20 protein-coding genes are annotated in these 15,699 nt (G+C 67.0%); 10 read left to right on the top strand and 10 right to left on the bottom strand.

Annotated features, from left to right (window positions below; translation table 11 throughout):
• From carB to ACFDSW_RS08895, 3 genes are all read left to right on the top strand, one after another.
• Positions 1 to 2,729, top strand: a 2,729-nt coding sequence (gene carB, locus ACFDSW_RS08905) for a carbamoyl-phosphate synthase large subunit (protein WP_375249935.1), incomplete at its 5' end; no start/stop codon positions are given.
• A 75-nt stretch (positions 2,730 to 2,804) separates the two neighbouring features.
• Positions 2,805 to 3,281: a transcription elongation factor GreA gene (gene greA, locus ACFDSW_RS08900; protein ID WP_375249934.1), complete on the top strand. Its 477-nt coding sequence runs from the start codon at positions 2,805 to 2,807 to the stop codon at positions 3,279 to 3,281.
• Entirely contained in the window at positions 3,281 to 4,066 is a 786-nt protein-coding gene (locus ACFDSW_RS08895; RefSeq protein WP_375249933.1) for an APH(3') family aminoglycoside O-phosphotransferase, read from the top strand. Before greA ends, ACFDSW_RS08895 begins: the two co-directional genes overlap by 1 nt.
• Before the next feature lie 94 nt (positions 4,067 to 4,160).
• Here ACFDSW_RS08895 and ACFDSW_RS08890 read toward each other — a convergent pair whose 3' ends face one another.
• The 5 genes from ACFDSW_RS08890 to ACFDSW_RS08870 form a co-directional block, all read right to left on the bottom strand.
• Positions 4,161 to 4,391 carry a DUF4170 domain-containing protein gene (locus tag ACFDSW_RS08890; RefSeq protein WP_375249932.1) on the bottom strand — a complete coding sequence of 77 codons (231 nt, stop codon included), beginning with the start codon at positions 4,389 to 4,391 and terminating at the stop codon, positions 4,161 to 4,163.
• A gap of 229 nt (positions 4,392 to 4,620) precedes the next feature.
• A complete protein-coding gene (locus ACFDSW_RS08885) occupies positions 4,621 to 5,070 on the bottom strand; it encodes a hypothetical protein (RefSeq protein ID WP_375249931.1) in 450 nt (149 codons plus the stop codon).
• Positions 5,071 to 5,128: 58 nt separating this feature from the next.
• Positions 5,129 to 5,398, bottom strand: a complete 270-nt coding sequence (locus ACFDSW_RS08880) for a hypothetical protein (RefSeq protein WP_375249930.1) — start codon at positions 5,396 to 5,398, stop codon at positions 5,129 to 5,131.
• The gene (locus ACFDSW_RS08875; protein ID WP_375249929.1) at positions 5,395 to 5,748 is read right to left on the bottom strand and encodes a phage holin family protein; all 354 of its coding nucleotides are present in this window, start codon (positions 5,746 to 5,748) and stop codon (positions 5,395 to 5,397) included. The genes ACFDSW_RS08880 and ACFDSW_RS08875 overlap by 4 nt, the downstream gene beginning before the upstream one ends.
• 9 nt (positions 5,749 to 5,757) lie before the next feature.
• On the bottom strand, positions 5,758 to 6,246 hold the full coding sequence (locus ACFDSW_RS08870; RefSeq protein ID WP_375249928.1) for a hypothetical protein: 489 nt from the start codon (positions 6,244 to 6,246) through the stop codon (positions 5,758 to 5,760).
• A 188-nt stretch (positions 6,247 to 6,434) separates the two neighbouring features.
• On the opposite strand from ACFDSW_RS08870, the gene eno reads away from it, so the two are divergent.
• Both eno and ACFDSW_RS08860 read left to right on the top strand, forming a co-directional pair.
• Positions 6,435 to 7,715 carry a phosphopyruvate hydratase gene (gene eno, locus ACFDSW_RS08865; RefSeq protein WP_375249927.1) on the top strand — a complete coding sequence of 427 codons (1,281 nt, stop codon included), beginning with the start codon at positions 6,435 to 6,437 and terminating at the stop codon, positions 7,713 to 7,715.
• Positions 7,716 to 7,759: 44 nt separating this feature from the next.
• A complete protein-coding gene (locus ACFDSW_RS08860; RefSeq protein ID WP_375249926.1) occupies positions 7,760 to 8,074 on the top strand; it encodes a septum formation initiator family protein in 315 nt (104 codons plus the stop codon).
• Positions 8,075 to 8,171: 97 nt separating this feature from the next.
• Here ACFDSW_RS08860 and ACFDSW_RS08855 read toward each other — a convergent pair whose 3' ends face one another.
• From ACFDSW_RS08855 to ACFDSW_RS08845, 3 genes are all read right to left on the bottom strand, one after another.
• Positions 8,172 to 8,996 carry an alpha/beta fold hydrolase gene (locus tag ACFDSW_RS08855; RefSeq protein ID WP_375249925.1) on the bottom strand — a complete coding sequence of 275 codons (825 nt, stop codon included), beginning with the start codon at positions 8,994 to 8,996 and terminating at the stop codon, positions 8,172 to 8,174.
• 66 nt (positions 8,997 to 9,062) lie between these two features.
• Positions 9,063 to 10,163, bottom strand: a complete 1,101-nt coding sequence (gene aroB / locus ACFDSW_RS08850; RefSeq protein ID WP_375249924.1) for a 3-dehydroquinate synthase — start codon at positions 10,161 to 10,163, stop codon at positions 9,063 to 9,065.
• Entirely contained in the window at positions 10,160 to 10,714 is a 555-nt protein-coding gene (locus ACFDSW_RS08845) for a shikimate kinase (protein WP_375249923.1), read from the bottom strand. The genes aroB and ACFDSW_RS08845 overlap by 4 nt, the downstream gene beginning before the upstream one ends.
• 114 nt (positions 10,715 to 10,828) lie before the next feature.
• On the opposite strand from ACFDSW_RS08845, the gene ACFDSW_RS08840 reads away from it, so the two are divergent.
• From ACFDSW_RS08840 to ACFDSW_RS08825, 4 genes are read left to right on the top strand one after another with little or no spacing between them, the layout of a single operon-like run.
• Complete coding sequence (locus tag ACFDSW_RS08840) at positions 10,829 to 10,966, top strand: hypothetical protein (protein ID WP_375249922.1); 138 nt, start codon at positions 10,829 to 10,831, stop codon at positions 10,964 to 10,966.
• Positions 10,947 to 12,719: a hypothetical protein gene (locus ACFDSW_RS08835; protein WP_375249921.1), complete on the top strand. Its 1,773-nt coding sequence runs from the start codon at positions 10,947 to 10,949 to the stop codon at positions 12,717 to 12,719. The genes ACFDSW_RS08840 and ACFDSW_RS08835 overlap by 20 nt, the downstream gene beginning before the upstream one ends.
• Positions 12,716 to 13,627, top strand: coding sequence for a tyrosine recombinase (locus ACFDSW_RS08830; RefSeq protein WP_375249920.1), 912 nt, complete (start codon positions 12,716 to 12,718; stop codon positions 13,625 to 13,627). The genes ACFDSW_RS08835 and ACFDSW_RS08830 overlap by 4 nt, the downstream gene beginning before the upstream one ends.
• A 9-nt stretch (positions 13,628 to 13,636) precedes the next feature.
• On the top strand, positions 13,637 to 14,587 hold the full coding sequence (locus tag ACFDSW_RS08825; protein WP_375249919.1) for an acetyl-CoA carboxylase carboxyltransferase subunit alpha: 951 nt from the start codon (positions 13,637 to 13,639) through the stop codon (positions 14,585 to 14,587).
• A 106-nt stretch (positions 14,588 to 14,693) separates the two neighbouring features.
• On the opposite strand, the gene ACFDSW_RS08820 is transcribed toward ACFDSW_RS08825, so the two are convergent.
• Together ACFDSW_RS08820 and ACFDSW_RS08815 are read right to left on the bottom strand one after the other, a co-directional pair.
• A complete protein-coding gene (locus ACFDSW_RS08820; RefSeq protein ID WP_375249918.1) occupies positions 14,694 to 14,858 on the bottom strand; it encodes a Flp family type IVb pilin in 165 nt (54 codons plus the stop codon).
• Between the two features lie 132 nt (positions 14,859 to 14,990).
• The gene (locus ACFDSW_RS08815; RefSeq protein ID WP_375249917.1) at positions 14,991 to 15,182 is read right to left on the bottom strand and encodes a Flp family type IVb pilin; all 192 of its coding nucleotides are present in this window, start codon (positions 15,180 to 15,182) and stop codon (positions 14,991 to 14,993) included.
• A 43-nt stretch (positions 15,183 to 15,225) separates the two neighbouring features.
• Here ACFDSW_RS08815 and ACFDSW_RS08810 point away from each other — a divergent pair, with 43 nt between their 5' ends.
• Positions 15,226 to 15,624 carry a (deoxy)nucleoside triphosphate pyrophosphohydrolase gene (locus tag ACFDSW_RS08810; RefSeq protein WP_375249916.1) on the top strand — a complete coding sequence of 133 codons (399 nt, stop codon included), beginning with the start codon at positions 15,226 to 15,228 and terminating at the stop codon, positions 15,622 to 15,624.
• Positions 15,625 to 15,699 lie beyond the last annotated feature (75 nt).

The following is a 15,699-nucleotide window of genomic DNA, read 5'->3' as shown; positions in this document are numbered from 1 at the left end:
CCGAGGTGCTGATCGAGGAATCGCTGCTCGGCTGGAAGGAATATGAGATGGAGGTGGTCCGCGACCGCGCGGACAATTGCATCATCATCTGCTCGATCGAGAATATTGATCCGATGGGCGTCCACACCGGCGATTCGATCACGGTCGCGCCCGCGCTGACGCTGACCGACAAGGAATATCAGATCATGCGCAACGCATCGATCGCGGTACTCCGGGAAATAGGCGTCGAAACAGGCGGTTCGAACGTTCAGTTCGCGGTCAATCCGAAGGATGGCCGGCTGATCGTCATCGAGATGAACCCGCGCGTGTCACGGTCGTCGGCATTGGCGTCGAAGGCGACCGGCTTCCCGATCGCCAAGGTCGCGGCGAAGCTGGCGGTCGGCTACACGCTCGACGAGATCGAGAACGATATCACCGGCGCCACCCCGGCGTCGTTCGAGCCCACGATCGACTATGTCGTCACCAAGATCCCGCGCTTCGCCTTCGAGAAGTTCAAGGGTGCCGAGCCGGTGCTGGGAACCGCGATGAAGTCCGTCGGCGAGGTGATGGCGATCGGGCGCAACATCCACGAATCGATGCAGAAAGCGCTGCGCGGGCTGGAAACCGGGCTGTCCGGCTTCAACCAGGTCGAGCATCTCGCCGGGGCGCCGCGTGCGGAGATCGAGGCTGCGCTGGCCGCGCCGACCCCGGATCGTCTGCTGGTCGCCGCGCAGGCGCTGCGCGAGGGCTTCACCGTCGCCGAGGTGCACGCGATCGCGAAATACGATCCGTGGTTCCTTGAACGGATCGCGGAGATCGTCGCCGCCGAAAATGAGGTGATGACGAACGGCCTGCCGATCGATGCCGCCGGCATGCGGCGACTGAAGGCGATGGGTTTCTCCGACAAGCGTCTCGCATGGCTGGCGCTGCAATCCGCCAATCTGCGCGGGATGGAGCGGGGGATCGCGCGTGGATCGGGGCTGATCCACGAGGCGGTCAAGGCGATGACCGGCGGCGTGACCGAGGAAGAAGTGCGCGAGCATCGCGTGAAGCTGGGCGTTCGCCCCGTCTTCAAGCGGATCGACACCTGCGCCGCGGAGTTCGATGCGCGGACGCCCTATATGTATTCCACCTACGAGGCGCCGAGCTTCGGCGAGCCGGAGAACGAGGCGCAGCCGTCCGACCGGCGCAAGATCGTCATCCTGGGGGGTGGGCCGAACCGGATCGGGCAGGGGATCGAGTTCGATTACTGCTGCTGCCATGCCTGTTTCGCGCTGGCGGACGCGGGCTTCGAAACGATCATGATCAATTGCAACCCGGAAACGGTCAGCACCGATTATGACACGTCCGACCGCCTCTATTTCGAGCCGCTGACCGCGGAGGACGTGCTGGAGATCCTGCACGTCGAGAAATCGCGCGGCGAGCTGGTGGGCGTGATCGTCCAGTTCGGCGGGCAGACGCCGCTCAACCTGGCGCGCGCGCTGGAAAAGGCGGGTATCCCGATCCTTGGCACCAGCCCCGACGCGATCGACCTGGCGGAGGATCGCGAGCGGTTCGCCGCGCTCGTCAACCGGTTGAAGCTGCTGCAACCCGCCAATGGCATCGCGCGCAGCCGCGAAGAGGCGCTGAACGTCGCCAACCGCATCGGTTACCCGGTGCTGATGCGCCCCAGCTACGTGCTCGGCGGGCGCGCGATGGAGATCGTCGACAGCGACCAGCAGCTGGAGGATTATATCCAGACCGCGGTGCAGGTGTCGGGCGATGCGCCGGTGCTGATCGACCAGTATCTGCGCGACGCGATCGAAGTGGATGTGGATGCGATCTGCGACGGCGATGATGTGGTGGTCGCCGGCGTGTTGCAGCATATCGAGGAAGCGGGGGTCCATTCGGGCGACAGCGCCTGCTCGATCCCGCCCTATTCGCTGCCTGCCGAAATCATCGCCGAGATCGAGCGTCAGGCCGAAGCGCTGGCGCGGGGGCTGAACGTTCGTGGCCTGATGAACATCCAGTTCGCGGTGAAGGACGGGCTCGTCTATCTCATCGAGGTCAATCCGCGCGCGTCCCGCACGGTGCCGTTCGTGGCCAAGGCGATCGGCGCGCCGATCGCGAAGATCGCCAGCCGGGTAATGGCCGGCGAGAAGCTGCGCGACCTGCCGAAGATCGATCGTGACATCGCTTATTTCGCGGTGAAGGAAGCCGTGTTCCCGTTCAGCCGCTTCCCCGGGATCGACCCGGTCCTGTCACCGGAGATGAAGTCCACTGGTGAAGTGATGGGTATATCGACCGATTTCACGACCGCGTTCGCCAAGTCCCAGCTTGGCGCCGGCACCGTCCTGCCGACATCCGGTGCGGTGTTCGTCAGCGTCAAGGACGGTGACAAGGAAGCGATCGTCCCCGCGGTCCGTGCGCTGGTCGCGAACGGTTTCTCGATCGTCGCCACTGGCGGCACCGCGGACTTTCTGGCGCGGGCGGATGTGCCGGTGAAACGGATCAACAAGGTGGCGCAGGGGCGCCCGCATATCGTCGATCGAATCAAGGACGGCGGTATCGCGTTGATCTTCAACACGACCGAGGGCTGGCAGAGCCTGAAGGATTCGCAACCGATCCGCGCGTCGGCGGTCAACGGCAAGATTCCGTACTTCACGACCGCCTCGGCGGCGGTGCAGGCGGCGGAGGCGATTCGCACCGCTTCGACCCGCAAGCTTGAAGTACGGCCGTTGCAGTCTTATTATTCGCAGCCGCACAACTGATCCCCACATAGTCGGATGGTGCGGGTGGTCCTCGGGGAGGGGGCCGCTCGGGGACGTGTTTTCAAAGGATTTGCGATGGCCACCGTCGAGAAGATGCCGATGCTGCAGGAAGGCTATGAGAAGCTGACCGCGGACCTGAAGCGCCTCAAGATCGAGCGGCCGCAGATCGTCGACGCGATCGAGGAAGCGCGCGCGCATGGCGATCTTTCGGAAAACGCCGAATATCATGCCGCGAAGGAGCGTCAGGGCCAGATCGAGGCGTCGATCGCGGATATCGAGGACAAGCTGAGCCGCGCGCAGATCATCGATCCGAAGGATCTGTCGGGCGACAAGATCGTGTTCGGCGCGACCGTGACGCTGATGGACGAGGACGACAAGCCGGTCCGTTACCAGATCGTCGGCCAGACCGAGGCGGACGCGAAGACCGGGCGGATCAGCTACAATTCGCCGCTTGGCCGCGCGTTGATCGGGCGTAGCGTCGACGATGAGATCGAGGTCGCGGTGCCCGCCGGCGATCGCTATTATCTGGTCTCAAAGATCGAATTCATCTGATGCCGATCCCGCTCCCTCCGCCATGGCGGGAGCGGCTGACCGGCGCGACATGGAAGCGCGAACCCGAAGGCGAATCGGGGGGTATCATCCATCGTGTCATCGCTGCAGACGGGACGCGGCTGTATCTCAAATATGGCGAAGGTGCGGTCGCGGATGCCGTGGCCGACGAGGCGATTCGTCTCAGATGGTTGCAAGGACGCGTAGCGGCGGCTCGACTTGTGTCGAGCGTCATCGATCCTGACGCGGCGTGGCTGTTGACGTCGACCGTGCCCGGCAAAACCGGTGATGCGTGGCTCGAGCAAAACCCCGGGCTGCTGGAGCAGGTCGTTCGGGGTTTCGCGTCGATGCTCATCGGGCTCCACGCGCTGCCCGCGGATGAATGTCCGTTCGATGCGTCGGCAGCCGTCCGGCTCGCGGCGGCGCGCAAGCTGGTCGCAGCCGGTGCGGTGGATGAGGGTGATTTCGCCGACGACCATTTTGGGATGAGCGCCGCCGCCGTGCTCGCGGAAGCCGAAGCGCTGTACGGCGCCGCCACGGGCCGCGTCGTGACGCATGGCGACTTCTCGCTTGGCAATATCCTGCTTGATGCGTCCGGCAGGGTGACGGGCTGCGTCGATGTAGGAAGACTGGGCGTCGCCGATCCCTATCAGGATATCGCGATTCTCTGGGAAAACCTCGGCGATTTCGGCGAAGAGGCGCAGCGGATGTTTCTGGCTGCGGTCGGTATTGACGAGGTCAACGAAGAACGCCTGCGCTTTCACCGGATGCTTGACGAGTTGTTCTGATCCTTCGTCGGCACGGGCCTGATCCGGGGCCCCGCTACGATCCCGGATGGGCGAAGAAGCGAGGCCCGGATCACGTCCGGCACGTCGGAGGAACTTACGCCGCCGGTTTGGCGAGCAGGTCCGGTTCCAGCAGGCGGTGGAGGTGGACGACGACATATTTCATCTCGGCATCGTCGACCGTGCGCTGCGCGGCGGCGCGCCATGCCTTTTCGGCGCTGGCGTAATCGGGGAAGACGCCGACGACGTCGATCGAGGTGAGATCGTCGAATTCCAGCGTGCGCGGGTCACTGACGCGGCCGCCGAAGACGAGGTGGAGCTTGCTCATGGCTGATTCCAGACAGAAGGGGGACGTGGGTGATCGGAAGACGCCGTCACACGCGACCAGCCCGGCAAATCCACATGACGAAACGAACGCGCGACGGCTCGGGTGGCGGCACGCTGCGCGTCTCCCTGTGGCACCCGATCTGGCGCGCGATGCGCCGCCGTTCCCCCGCTTCTATCGCGAAATTTTGCGTAATTGAAGGGGCAGACGGCGCGCCGCGCGCCAATGAGCGTCAGGCGCTTTTCACGCCGTCCTTGCCCGCCTTGGCCGCCGCGCTACCGGCGGTGGCCGCCGCTTTCAGAACGCCCTGGAACAGCGACTTGGCCTGGTCCTTGGCGGCGCCCTTGTTGAGACCGAGGCTGTCCAGCTCGGCACGACCGGCCTCTTTCGCGGCGGCGATCGCGGCGGTGGTGGCGGCGCTTACCTTCTTGCCAACGGGGGCGAGCCACTCCTTCTCGCGCTGGCCGCGCGGGATCACCGAGGCGACCAGTGCGCCCAGCGCCAGCCCGCCGACGATCACCCCCAGCGGGTTGGTATCGATCGTATCGGCGGCGACATGCGCCGCCTCGCTCGCCTTGGTCCGGGTGGTTTCATACGCCGACGATGCGGCATCCTTCGCGCTGTCGATCCCGTCGCGGATCCGGCCGTGTGGCTCGGTGGAGGGGGAGGTGTGATTGGTCATGCTGCAATCCTTTCGACCTGTCGGACGAGGAGAATGAAGGGGGCGGGCAGGAGCGGACTCATCTGTTTCGCCGCGTGAAAAGGCGTCGGATCCGCTTGCGGTTGAGCAGCGCGAGCAACACGGCGCCCGCGCCGGCCAGCACCGCCGGATGCTGCCTCGCGACGGCGACCGAGGCATGCGCGGCGCGCGCGCCGCCATCGGTCACCTCGGCAACCGCCGCGCGCGCCAGCTTTTCCGGTGCAAGTTCGGCCTGCAACGTCTCAACGGTGTTGGTCAGCCGCGCGCGCGCCTCGATCGCGCGGGCTTCCGCTGCTTCGACCCCGCTCATCGGGCCAACCGCGCCCTGCCGGACAGGCCCAATGCCGCCGCGCCAGCGAGCGTCGCGCCGACGACGATCAGCGTGGCAAGTCCGGGCCCTACCAGCGTCGCCAGCGTCATGATGAGGCCCACGAGCAAGGCGAACAACGCCGCAAGCGCCAGCACCCCGGCGATCGCGAAGCGCACTGCGGCGGCGCGATAACGAGTCACCGAATCGCGCACCTTCGCCTTCGCGAGCGCGATCTCCGCACGGGCGACGTCACGCGCGTCATGCGTCAGCCGCGCGACGAGGTGCGGAATACCCTGGTCGGCGCCGACAACCGTATCCCGCACCGGGTCCGGCAGGACTTTGTCCGTCACGGGCATCGATCAGGCGTCACGCTGATCGATGCCGGCGGTTACCAGCCGGGCGAGCACGAAGCCGATTCCGGCCGCCACGCCGACCGCGATCGCCGGGCTCTTCTTCACCAGCTCGCGCACGTCATCCACCAGATCGTCAACGGTCTTCGAATCGATCGCGCTCGACAGGCCCTGCACCTTTTCGGCGGCCTGCCGGGCATAGGCGCCATATTGCTCGCCCAGCTTCTCATCCACCTGTCCGGCGGCGTCGTTCAGCATCTCCGAAAGCTGTCCGAGCGCGCTGGTGGCGCGGGTCTTGCCATCCTCGGCGAACAGCCGCGCCTTCTCGGTCGCCTGCTCGCGGCCCTTTTGCACGTTATCGAGCAGCGCCTGCCGGGCGCCGCTGACGGTGCCGTCCGACCGTGCCGATGCCTCGGCCGTCGCGGGCGCCGCAGCGTCCTCGACGCCGACAGCGGGCGTGATCGCCGGATATGTGTCGTGATCCTGTTGCTCGGCCATGATCGTTCCTTCCCTGGTCGATGCTGAAGAACCCCGCTGGCTTCGGCGCGGTTCCCGTCCGCCCGAAAACGGGACGCTACGCCCGGCTGCTTCACCCAAGCGACGGGCGTCGCGTTGCGGCGGCGCATCAACGCGGTTAGAGGCACGCCATCCTGCCGCCACGGCAACCACGATAGGGGGATCATTTCGTGACCGCAATCATCGACCTGCACGGCCGCCAGATCATCGATAGCCGGGGCAACCCCACCGTGGAGGTCGACGTGTTGCTGGAGGACGGCAGCTTCGGTCGCGCCGCGGTGCCCTCGGGCGCATCGACGGGCGCGCACGAGGCGGTCGAGAAGCGTGACGGCGATGCCTCGCGCTGGGGCGGCAAGGGGGTCGACCAGGCGGTCGAGGCGGTCAACGGCGAGATCGCCGAGGCGATCACCGGGCTGGATGCCGAGGACCAGATGGAGATCGATCACGCGATGATCGAACTCGACGGCACCGACAACAAGGCGCGGCTCGGCGCCAATGCGATCCTCGGGGTGAGCCTTGCGGTCGCCAAGGCGGCGGCGGACGCGCGCGGGCTGCCCCTGTACCGCTATGTCGGTGGCGCGGCGGCGCACGTGCTGCCGGTGCCGATGATGAATATCATCAACGGCGGCGAGCATGCCGACAACCCGATCGATTTCCAGGAATTCATGATCATGCCGGTGGGTGCGACGTCGCTGGCGGAGGCGGTGCGGTGTGGCTCCGAGATCTTCCACACGCTGAAAAAAGCTCTGCACGACAAGGGGCTGGCCACCGCCGTGGGTGACGAGGGCGGTTTCGCGCCGAACCTTGCGAGCACCACCGACGCGCTCGATTTCATCATGAAGAGCATCGAGGCGGCCGGCTACACGCCGGGCGAGGATGTGATGCTGGCGCTGGACTGCGCCGCGACGGAATTCTTCAAGGACGGCAAATACGTCATCTCCGGTGAGAATCTGACGCTCGAGCCGGGGGCGATGGCCGATTATCTCGCCGATCTCGTCGCGCGTTATCCGATCCTGTCGATCGAGGACGGGATGGCCGAGGACGATTTCGACGGCTGGAAGGCGCTGACCGACGCGGTCGGCGGTAAGGTGCAGCTGGTCGGCGACGATCTGTTCGTCACCAACCCGAAGCGGCTGGCGATGGGGATCAGCAAGGGACTGGCCAACTCGTTGCTGGTGAAGGTCAATCAGATCGGCACGTTGACGGAGACGCTGGAGGCGATTCGTATCGCCGAGCGCGCCGGCTACACCGCGGTGATGTCGCACCGTTCGGGCGAGACCGAGGATGCGACGATCGCGGATCTGGCGGTCGCCACCAACTGCGGACAGATCAAGACCGGCAGCCTTGCGCGATCGGACCGGCTCGCGAAATACAATCAGCTGAGCCGTATCGAGGAGGAATTGGGCGACGTCGCGCGCTACGCGGGTCGTGACGTGTTGCGGACGCGGTGATCCCTCTTGCCAACACGCGGGCGGCGCGCGAGAATCGCGCCGTCATGCCGCGCAAGACCCATCCGTTGAAAGCCACGCTGCGTCGCGCGATCGCGCCGGCGCTGTTCGTGGCGGTGCTCGGCTTTTTCGGGGCCTATGCTGTGCTCGGGCCGAACGGCGTGTTCGCGCTCGGCGATTACAAGCGACAGATCGTTCAGCGCGAGCATCGCTATGCGATTCTCGATCAGCGTCGGGCGATGTTGAAGAACCGCGTCACCTTGCTGGATCCGCGTCATGCCAATCCTGACATGGTGGACGAACTGGTGCGCAAGGAACTGAACGTCGCGCATCCCGACGAGGTGATCGTCCCGCTGAAATAAACTCGGGGGCACGACCCGCCGGGTTGTTTCCCAAATGTCACCGCCGCCGCGTCGAAACCATGTTCGAGCGGCGGCGATAGGCAGTTTCGCGGGGAAATCAGCGCCCCAGGAACGTCAGCAGATCGTTGGTCAGCCGGTCGCTTTCGGTCGCGAACAGGCCGTGTGGCGCGCCGTCATATTCAACCAGCTGCGCATTCGCGATCCCTTCCGCGGCGCGCCGGCCACTGGCATCGATCGGGACGGTCTTGTCACTCGTTCCGTGCAGCACCAGCGTCGGCACGCGGAAGGCCGCCAGATCGGGGCGGAAATCGGTGTGGCCGAAGCTTTCGGCACAGGCCAGCGTCGGTTGCAGTCCGGCCTGCATCGCCAGCCGCCACGCCCAGTCGAGCAGCGCTTCGCTGACCGGGCTGGTGACATAGCCGACCCCGAAGAAATCCTTAAAGAAGGTGCGGAAGAAGTTCGGACGGTCCTTCAGCATGCCGTCAGCCATCTCCTGCAGCGTTTCTTCGGGAACGCCGTCGGGATTGTCGTCGGTCTTCAGCATATAGGGCACGACCGAGCTGATCAGTCCCGCCGCGATCACGCCCTTGCCGTCATAGCGGCTCTGGTAGCGCGCCACCTCGCCCCCGCCCATCGAGAAGCCGATGAGCGTGGCGTCCTGCCCGGCGCCGGCCGCTTCCATCACGTCATGCAGGTCGTCGGTCAGCGTATCATAGTCATAGCCGGACCAGGGCTGCCCGGAGCGCCCGAACCCGCGCCGATCGTAAGCGATCGCGCGAAAGCCCGCCTCCGCGAGCGCCTTCATCTGCGGGTCCCAGCTGTCCGACGACAACGGCCAGCCGTGCAACAGGATGACGGGGCGGCCCTCTCCCCAGTCCTTCACATAGATGTCGGTGCCGTCGCGCGTCTTGACGTAAGGCATGTCGCTCTCCTTGGAAGAGCAGCCGTAACGGGTTGACCGATGCGGGCGTTCCGCGCCGAATGGGGGTCAGCGCGCCTGTTCGGTCAGAAACGCTTCGACCTCGTCGAGCGCCACCGTCCGGTCGAGGTAGGTGCGGCCGATCCCGTGTGCGAGCAGGAACGGCAGCGTCCCGGCGGCCATCTTCTTGTCGTGGCGCATATGCTCTACGAGCCGTGCGGCGGGGGCGGCGATACCGCTGGCACGCAGCCCGTCGGGCAGCCCGGCGTCGCGCCAATGCGCGGTAACCCGCGCCGCCTCCGCCGCATCGCAGCGCCCGGTATCGGCCGAGAAGGCGAATGCCAGCCCGCAGCCGGCGGCAATCGCCTCGCCATGCAGCAGCCGATCGGAAAAGCCTGCCTCCGCTTCCAGCGCATGGCCAAAGGTATGCCCCAGGTTCAGCAACGCGCGCTGCCCGCTCGTTTCGAACTCGTCCTGGCCGACGATCCGCGCCTTGGCCGCGACGGCATGCGCGATCGCATAGCTGCGCGCATCCGGGTCACCCGCCAGCAGGCGAGCGCCATTCGCCTCGCACCAATCGAAGAATGCGGCGTCATCGATCAGGCCATATTTGACGACCTCGGCATAACCCGCCCGCACCTGTCGCGCGGGCAGCGTATCGAGGACATCGGGGTCGATCAGCACGATCCGCGGCTGGTGGAACGCGCCGATCAGATTCTTGCCGGCGCGCGCGTTGATCCCGGTCTTGCCACCGACCGACGAATCGACCTGCGACAACAGGGTGGTGGGAATCTGTACGAAGCCGCAGCCGCGCTTCAGGATCGCGGTGGCGAAACCGACCAGGTCACCGATCACCCCGCCGCCCAGCGCGATCACGTGATCGCCGCGCTCCACGCCCAGTTCCAGCAGGCGATCGGTCAGCCGTTCCAGCACCGTCCAGCTTTTGGTCGCTTCGCCGGAGGGGAGGACGATCGTCTCGTGCGGGATGCCCGCGCCCGTCAGCGAGGCGGACAGCGTCGCCAGATGCGGCGCGACATGTTCGTCAGCGACGATCGGCATCGCGCGCCGTCCGGCCAGCGCCGCGAGGATGTCCCCCGCCTGGCGAAGCAGTCCGGCCTCGATCCGCACGTCGTAGCTGCGTTCGCCCAACTCCACACGGATCGTCGTCACTGTCGTAAAGCCTCCAGGATCGCGCGCACGGTGGTTTCGTGCGGCGCGTGCGCGCTCGGGACGCGGATCGGCGCCAGCGCATAGAGCGGATTTCGTATCGCGGCGAGTTCGCGCAGCACCTCCGCCGGATCGCGGCCCCGCAACAGCGGGCGCGTATCGCGGCGCTGGACGCGCTCGACCAGCACCTCCACCGGCGCATCGAGCCAGATCGCCAGCGCGTCGGACAGGATCAGCGCGCGAGTCGCGTCGTTGACGAAAGCGCCGCCTCCCGTCGCGATCACCTTGGGCCGGCCGTCGATCAGCCGTTGGATGACGCGGCGTTCGCCGGCGCGGAAATAGGCCTCGCCGAAGCGCGCGAAGATATCGCTGATCGTCATGCCCGCCGCCGCCTCGATCTCGTTATCGGCGTCGGCGAACGGCAGCTTCAGGCGCGTGGCGAGCCGCCGCCCGATCGTCGACTTGCCCGCGCCCATCAATCCCACCAGCACGATCGGCTGGCCGGTCCAGGCGGGGGAAGACGCCTCATCGGTAACGGGTGGGCTTTGCAACATCGTCCACCGGGCTATACAGCGCGCATCGATACCGGCAACAGTGTCGCTGGCGGATCGATAGGGTGCGCGGGCGGTGCGCTGCGCCGGACCAGGTATGCGTGACAGGGTGGAATTATGTCTCGGTTGATCGTCTCCCTGCTGGTGTTGCTCGTCATCGTGCTGGGCGCATTGTTCTTCTTCGCCGGGCGCGCCACGGAACAGCCGACCGCGCGGGTCGAGCAGGCGGTCGAGCTTGGCAATCTCGCGAGCTAGGCGGGCGCTGATCGCGGGAACCGTTGCCGCCGTCGCGGCGGCGACCGCGATCGCGCAGGAACGCCCCGAATCCCTGCTGCCCCCGGGCTTTTCGGAGCCCGCGCCGACGCCGGCCCCGGCGCCCAGCGCACCCGTCGCGCGTCCGACGCCGGCGGTGGGCGTGCCGGGGCCGGTCGCGTCGGTCAGCCCTAGCGCGCCGTCGCCGTTTCCATCGCCGACGCCGTCGCCCGGCGCATCGCCGACGCCCGCCGCGACCCCGCGTTACGAGATGCCCGCCTTCGCCCGCCGCTCGCTCGCGCGGGTCGGGGCGAGCGACGCCTTCGCAGGCAGCGGCTTCGGCGCCACCAACGGACAATATCTCGAAATTCTGATGCGTCGCCTGTCGGTGCCGCTACCGTCACGCTGGTTGTCGATCACGCTGCGGCGTATGCTGGTGTCGCGCCTCGATACGCCGCGCGGCGTGAACGGCGCCGATTTCGCGGCGGAACGCGCGTGGTTGCTGCTGCGCATGGGCGAAGCGGCGGATGCACGTGCCGTCGCACAGGCGGTCGACCTCGATCATATCACGCCGAAGCTGCGCCAGATATGGATGCAGACGGCGCTGGCGACCAGCGATCCGGCGGGGCTGTGCCCGCTCGCCGGCAGCGCGGGCAACAGCGAGCGTGGCTGGATCGTCGCGCGCGCGATGTGCGCGGGGCTGACCGGCGATCGCAGCGCGCCGTCGCTTATCAACGATGTCCGCCGTCGCCGGGTCGCCAGCGGGATCGACCTGCAACTCGCGCAGAAGGTGATGGGGGCGGGGCTCGACAGTCGCCAGGCGATCACGATCGAATGGGCGCCGGTGACCGAGCTGACCGCGTGGCGCTTCGGGCTTGCCACCGCGACCGGGGTGGCCATCCCGAACGATCTCTACGCCACCGTCGGGCCGCAGGTGGTCGCGTGGCGGGCCTTGTCGCCGGCGATCCCGCTTGCTGACCGTGCGGCGCCGGCGGAGACGGCCGCGGCGCTGGGCGTCATCTCCAATGCGGCGCTGGTGGATCTCTATGCCGCGCTGGCGGACGGAGACGAGACGCCGGCCGCGCTGGCCCGTACCGCGAACGACCTGCGCGACGCTTATGTCGCGAGCGACGCGGCGTCGCGAGTGGAAGCGCTGAAGCGGCTGTGGTCGGCGGCGGAGACGCCCGCGGCCCGCTATGCACGATTGATTCTGACCGCGCGGGCGGCGGCGCAGCTGCCGGTCGGCGATGATCAGGCGGAGGCGGATCGCATCGTCGCATCGATGCTGTCGGCCGGTCTCGATCGTACCGCGATGCGCTGGCAGGGGCATGTCCGCGAGGGCGGCGATGCCTGGGCGATGTTGCTGCTGGCCGATCCCGACGCGATCGCCCGCCTGCCCGGCAGCGTCGTCGGCAGTTACGCGCCGCAGGGTGCCGCCGCGCAGCGCAAGCGGCAATTGTTCTTCGCCGCGCTGGCCGGGCTGGGGCGCCTGTCCCCCGCCGATATCGAGGACCGCGCCAACGCGCTCGATGTGCGGATCGGCGCGGCGAACAGCTGGACGCGCGCGATCGATCGCGCGGCACGCGACGGCGAGGCGGCGACGGTCGTGTTGCTCGCCGCGATCGGGATGCAGAGCGGTGACTGGGGGAGTATCCCGCCCGCCGCGCTATACCGTGTGATCGACAGCCTCCGCGTGGTGGGGCTGGATGGCGAGGCACGGATGATCGCGGCCGAGGCGATCGCGCGGATCCAGTGAGCGTCGACCGCGACTCCATCGACCGCTTTCTGGAAATGATGGCGGCGCAGGCGGGAGCGGCGGCGAACACGCTGGCGGCCTATCGCCGCGACCTGACGCTCGCATCGGTCGAGCTGGCGGGCGAACTCGCTGCGGCAGATGCGGAGCGGATCGGGCGGCTGGCCGATTCGTGGCGCGATCTGGCCACCGCGACGGTCGCACGTAAATCGGCGGCGTTGCGGCGCTTCTACGGTTTCCTCGCGGAAGAGGGGTTGCGCGACGACGACCCCTCCGCCGCGCTGCCCAGACCCGCGACGCGCCGGGCCCTGCCGCGCACATTGGGGCATGGCGACGTCGCGGCGCTGTTCGCGGCACTGAACACGCGATTGCAGCGCGATCCGGCGATCCCCGCCGACCTGCGCCTCGCCGCGTTGATCGAACTGCTCTACGGCTCCGGTCTTCGCGCGAGCGAGCTGGTGTCGCTGCCGCGCCATGCGATCCACCCCGACCGCCCGTTCCTGATCCTGCGCGGCAAGGGCGGGCGGGAGCGGCTGGTGCCGATTTCCGATCGCGCGCGGGCGGCGGTGGCGGCATGGCGGGCGCATGTCGCCGCCGATCGCGCTTTCCTGTTCCCGTCGGGCATGACGCATCTGTCGCGCGTGCGCCTGTTCCAGCTGGTGCGGGCGCTCGCGGCCGAGGCCGGCATTCCGCCGGAGCGGGTCAGCCCGCACGTCCTGCGCCATGCCTTCGCCACCCATCTGCTGGAGGGCGGGGCGGACCTGCGCGCGTTGCAGGCCATGCTGGGGCACGCGGATATCGCAACGACCGAGATTTACACGCATGTCGACAGTGCCCGGCTGGTGGCGCTGGTCAACGAACGCCATCCGTTGAGCGAGGCGCTCGTTGACGCATCGCGCCTGCGCACGTAACGGCGCGCGATGCCAAGTTTCCTCGACTTCGAGAAGCCGATCGCCGAGCTGCAGACGCGCATCGACGAACTCCGCCAGACGGGGACCGATGGCGGCGTCGACATCTCCGCCGAAATCGCTCGCCTGCAGGCGAAATCGGACAAATTGCTGAAAGATACGTTCGCGCGTTTGTCGCCGTGGCAGAAGACGCAGGTGGCGCGCCATCCCGAGCGGCCGCACTTCAAACATTATGTCGCCGGGCTGTTCGACGAGTTCGTCCCGCTGGCTGGCGATCGCGCGTTCGGCGACGATCAGGCGATCCTTGGCGGGTTCGCGCGCTTTCGTGGCCGGCGGGTGATGGTGCTGGGCCATGAAAAGGGCGACGACACCGCGAGCCGGCTGCGGCACAATTTCGGCATGGGCAAGCCGGAAGGCTATCGCAAGGCGATCCGGCTGATGGAACTGGCCGATCGCTTCGCCCTGCCGGTTGTCACGCTGGTCGATACGTCGGGCGCGTTCCCCGGCATCCAGGCGGAAGAACGCGGCCAGGCGGAAGCGATCGCGCGCTCGACGGAGGCCTGCCTCGCGCTGGGCGTCCCGATGGTGTCCGCGGTGGTGGGCGAGGGGGGCTCGGGCGGGGCGATCGCGCTGGCGAGCGGCAATCGCGTGCTGATGTTCGAACATGCGGTCTATTCGGTGATCTCGCCCGAGGGCTGCGCCTCGATCCTGTGGCGGACCGCCGACAAGGCGCCCGACGCCGCGGAGGCGATGAAGGTCACCGCGCAGGACCTGAAGGCGCTGGGCGTGATCGATGCGGTCGTACCCGAGCCGCTTGGCGGCGCGCATCGCGCGCCGTCGGTGGCGATGGCGACGCTCGGCGATGCGATTGACCGCGCGCTGACCGATCTTATCCCACTGACGCGTGATGCCCTGCGGCGCGATCGTCGCGAGAAGTTTCTGGCGATGGGCCGGCTGGGCTGACCGTCCCCGCCGCGCACGCCGATCCTTGCGTCGATTGCGGAGCGGATATGAAAAAGGGCGGCGAACCTGGTGGTTCGCCGCCCTTCTTATGTCAGATCGGGAGGGATTAGCTCGCCATCTTGTTGGTGACGCTGCCGAAGGTGTTGGTCAGCTGGTTGCCCAGGCCCTTCATGGCGGCGATAGCGGCGACGGCGATCAGCGCTGCGATCAGGCCGTACTCGATCGCGGTGGCGCCCTTGCTGTTCTTCAGGAAAGAGCGAATCTTCTGCATGTCGATCTCCAGTGGATACTAAAGCTTCAGTTACCCGGCCGATGATCCGAACGTCTCATCCAGCGATTCGTGATTTAGGATATCGATGTTGAGAAAGGTTTAAGGCCGATACTCAAGTTAGGAATATGATGCTTAATTTGTTATTGATAAAAAGCGCTTCACATATTCCCACATCGTGGTGTTTGCGCCGCCCCAGCGGATCATTGCCGGCACAAGTGTGACCGCGATGAGGGCGAGGATCAGGCCGTATTCTATAGCGGTCGCGCCTCGCGCGTCGCGCGGCAGGCGTCGAAGGCGGTGCAGGGCGGAGCTCTGTCGCGTCATGTCGCTGGACGTACGGGAAAGTTGTTAAGGAAGGGTCGACGGGATGCTCGTGGTGGCGGCGGCATTGTTCGATGAGCGCGGGCGTTGCCTGATGCAGCAGCGGCCCGCCGACCGGCAGCATGGCGGCCTGTGGGAATTTCCGGGCGGCAAGATCGAGACGGGTGAAACGCCGGAAGTGGCGCTCGTGCGCGAACTTGCCGAGGAGCTTGGGATCGTCGTCGCAGCCGAATCGCTGACGCCAATCGCCTTCGCGACCGATCCGATCGGCAACGGCGAGGCGCTGGTTATGTTGCTGTACCGCTGCACGATATGGTCAGGCACGCCAGCGCCGCTCGCCGCACAGGCATTGCGGTGGGATCGCCCGACGCGATTGCTGACCTTGCCGATGCCGCCGGTCGACGTGCCGCTCGCCCATCGACTGGCCGCCGACCCGTCATCATAAGGTGGAGCCGGGCTCCACGTTGGAGGCGCGACCGGGAATCGAACCCGGGTGCAAGGATTTGCAGTCCTCTGCGTC

It is taken from the genome of Sphingomonas sp., from assembly GCF_042091075.1.
Taxonomy (GTDB): domain Bacteria; phylum Pseudomonadota; class Alphaproteobacteria; order Sphingomonadales; family Sphingomonadaceae; genus Sphingomonas.
The sequence above is the reverse complement of the archived record's forward strand: the minus strand, read 5'-3'. Positions and strand labels throughout refer to the sequence as shown.

Excerpts from the sequence above, each read along its gene's own strand:
- greA (WP_375249934.1), top strand. The coding sequence starts at position 2,805 with ATGGCCACCGTCGAGAAGATGCCGATGCTGCAGGAAGGCTATGAGAAG.
- ACFDSW_RS08895 (WP_375249933.1), top strand. The coding sequence starts at position 3,281 with ATGCCGATCCCGCTCCCTCCGCCATGGCGGGAGCGGCTGACCGGCGCG.
- ACFDSW_RS08890 (WP_375249932.1), bottom strand. The coding sequence starts at position 4,391 with ATGAGCAAGCTCCACCTCGTCTTCGGCGGCCGCGTCAGTGACCCGCGC.
- ACFDSW_RS08885 (WP_375249931.1), bottom strand. The coding sequence starts at position 5,070 with ATGACCAATCACACCTCCCCCTCCACCGAGCCACACGGCCGGATCCGC.
- ACFDSW_RS08880 (WP_375249930.1), bottom strand. The coding sequence starts at position 5,398 with ATGAGCGGGGTCGAAGCAGCGGAAGCCCGCGCGATCGAGGCGCGCGCG.
- ACFDSW_RS08870 (WP_375249928.1), bottom strand. The coding sequence starts at position 6,246 with ATGGCCGAGCAACAGGATCACGACACATATCCGGCGATCACGCCCGCT.
- ACFDSW_RS08860 (WP_375249926.1), top strand. The coding sequence starts at position 7,760 with ATGCCGCGCAAGACCCATCCGTTGAAAGCCACGCTGCGTCGCGCGATC.
- ACFDSW_RS08855 (WP_375249925.1), bottom strand. The coding sequence starts at position 8,996 with ATGCCTTACGTCAAGACGCGCGACGGCACCGACATCTATGTGAAGGAC.
- ACFDSW_RS08845 (WP_375249923.1), bottom strand. The coding sequence starts at position 10,714 with ATGTTGCAAAGCCCACCCGTTACCGATGAGGCGTCTTCCCCCGCCTGG.
- ACFDSW_RS08840 (WP_375249922.1), top strand. The coding sequence starts at position 10,829 with ATGTCTCGGTTGATCGTCTCCCTGCTGGTGTTGCTCGTCATCGTGCTG.
- ACFDSW_RS08825 (WP_375249919.1), top strand. The coding sequence starts at position 13,637 with ATGCCAAGTTTCCTCGACTTCGAGAAGCCGATCGCCGAGCTGCAGACG.
- ACFDSW_RS08820 (WP_375249918.1), bottom strand. The coding sequence starts at position 14,858 with ATGCAGAAGATTCGCTCTTTCCTGAAGAACAGCAAGGGCGCCACCGCG.
- ACFDSW_RS08815 (WP_375249917.1), bottom strand. The coding sequence starts at position 15,182 with ATGACGCGACAGAGCTCCGCCCTGCACCGCCTTCGACGCCTGCCGCGC.
- ACFDSW_RS08810 (WP_375249916.1), top strand. The coding sequence starts at position 15,226 with ATGCTCGTGGTGGCGGCGGCATTGTTCGATGAGCGCGGGCGTTGCCTG.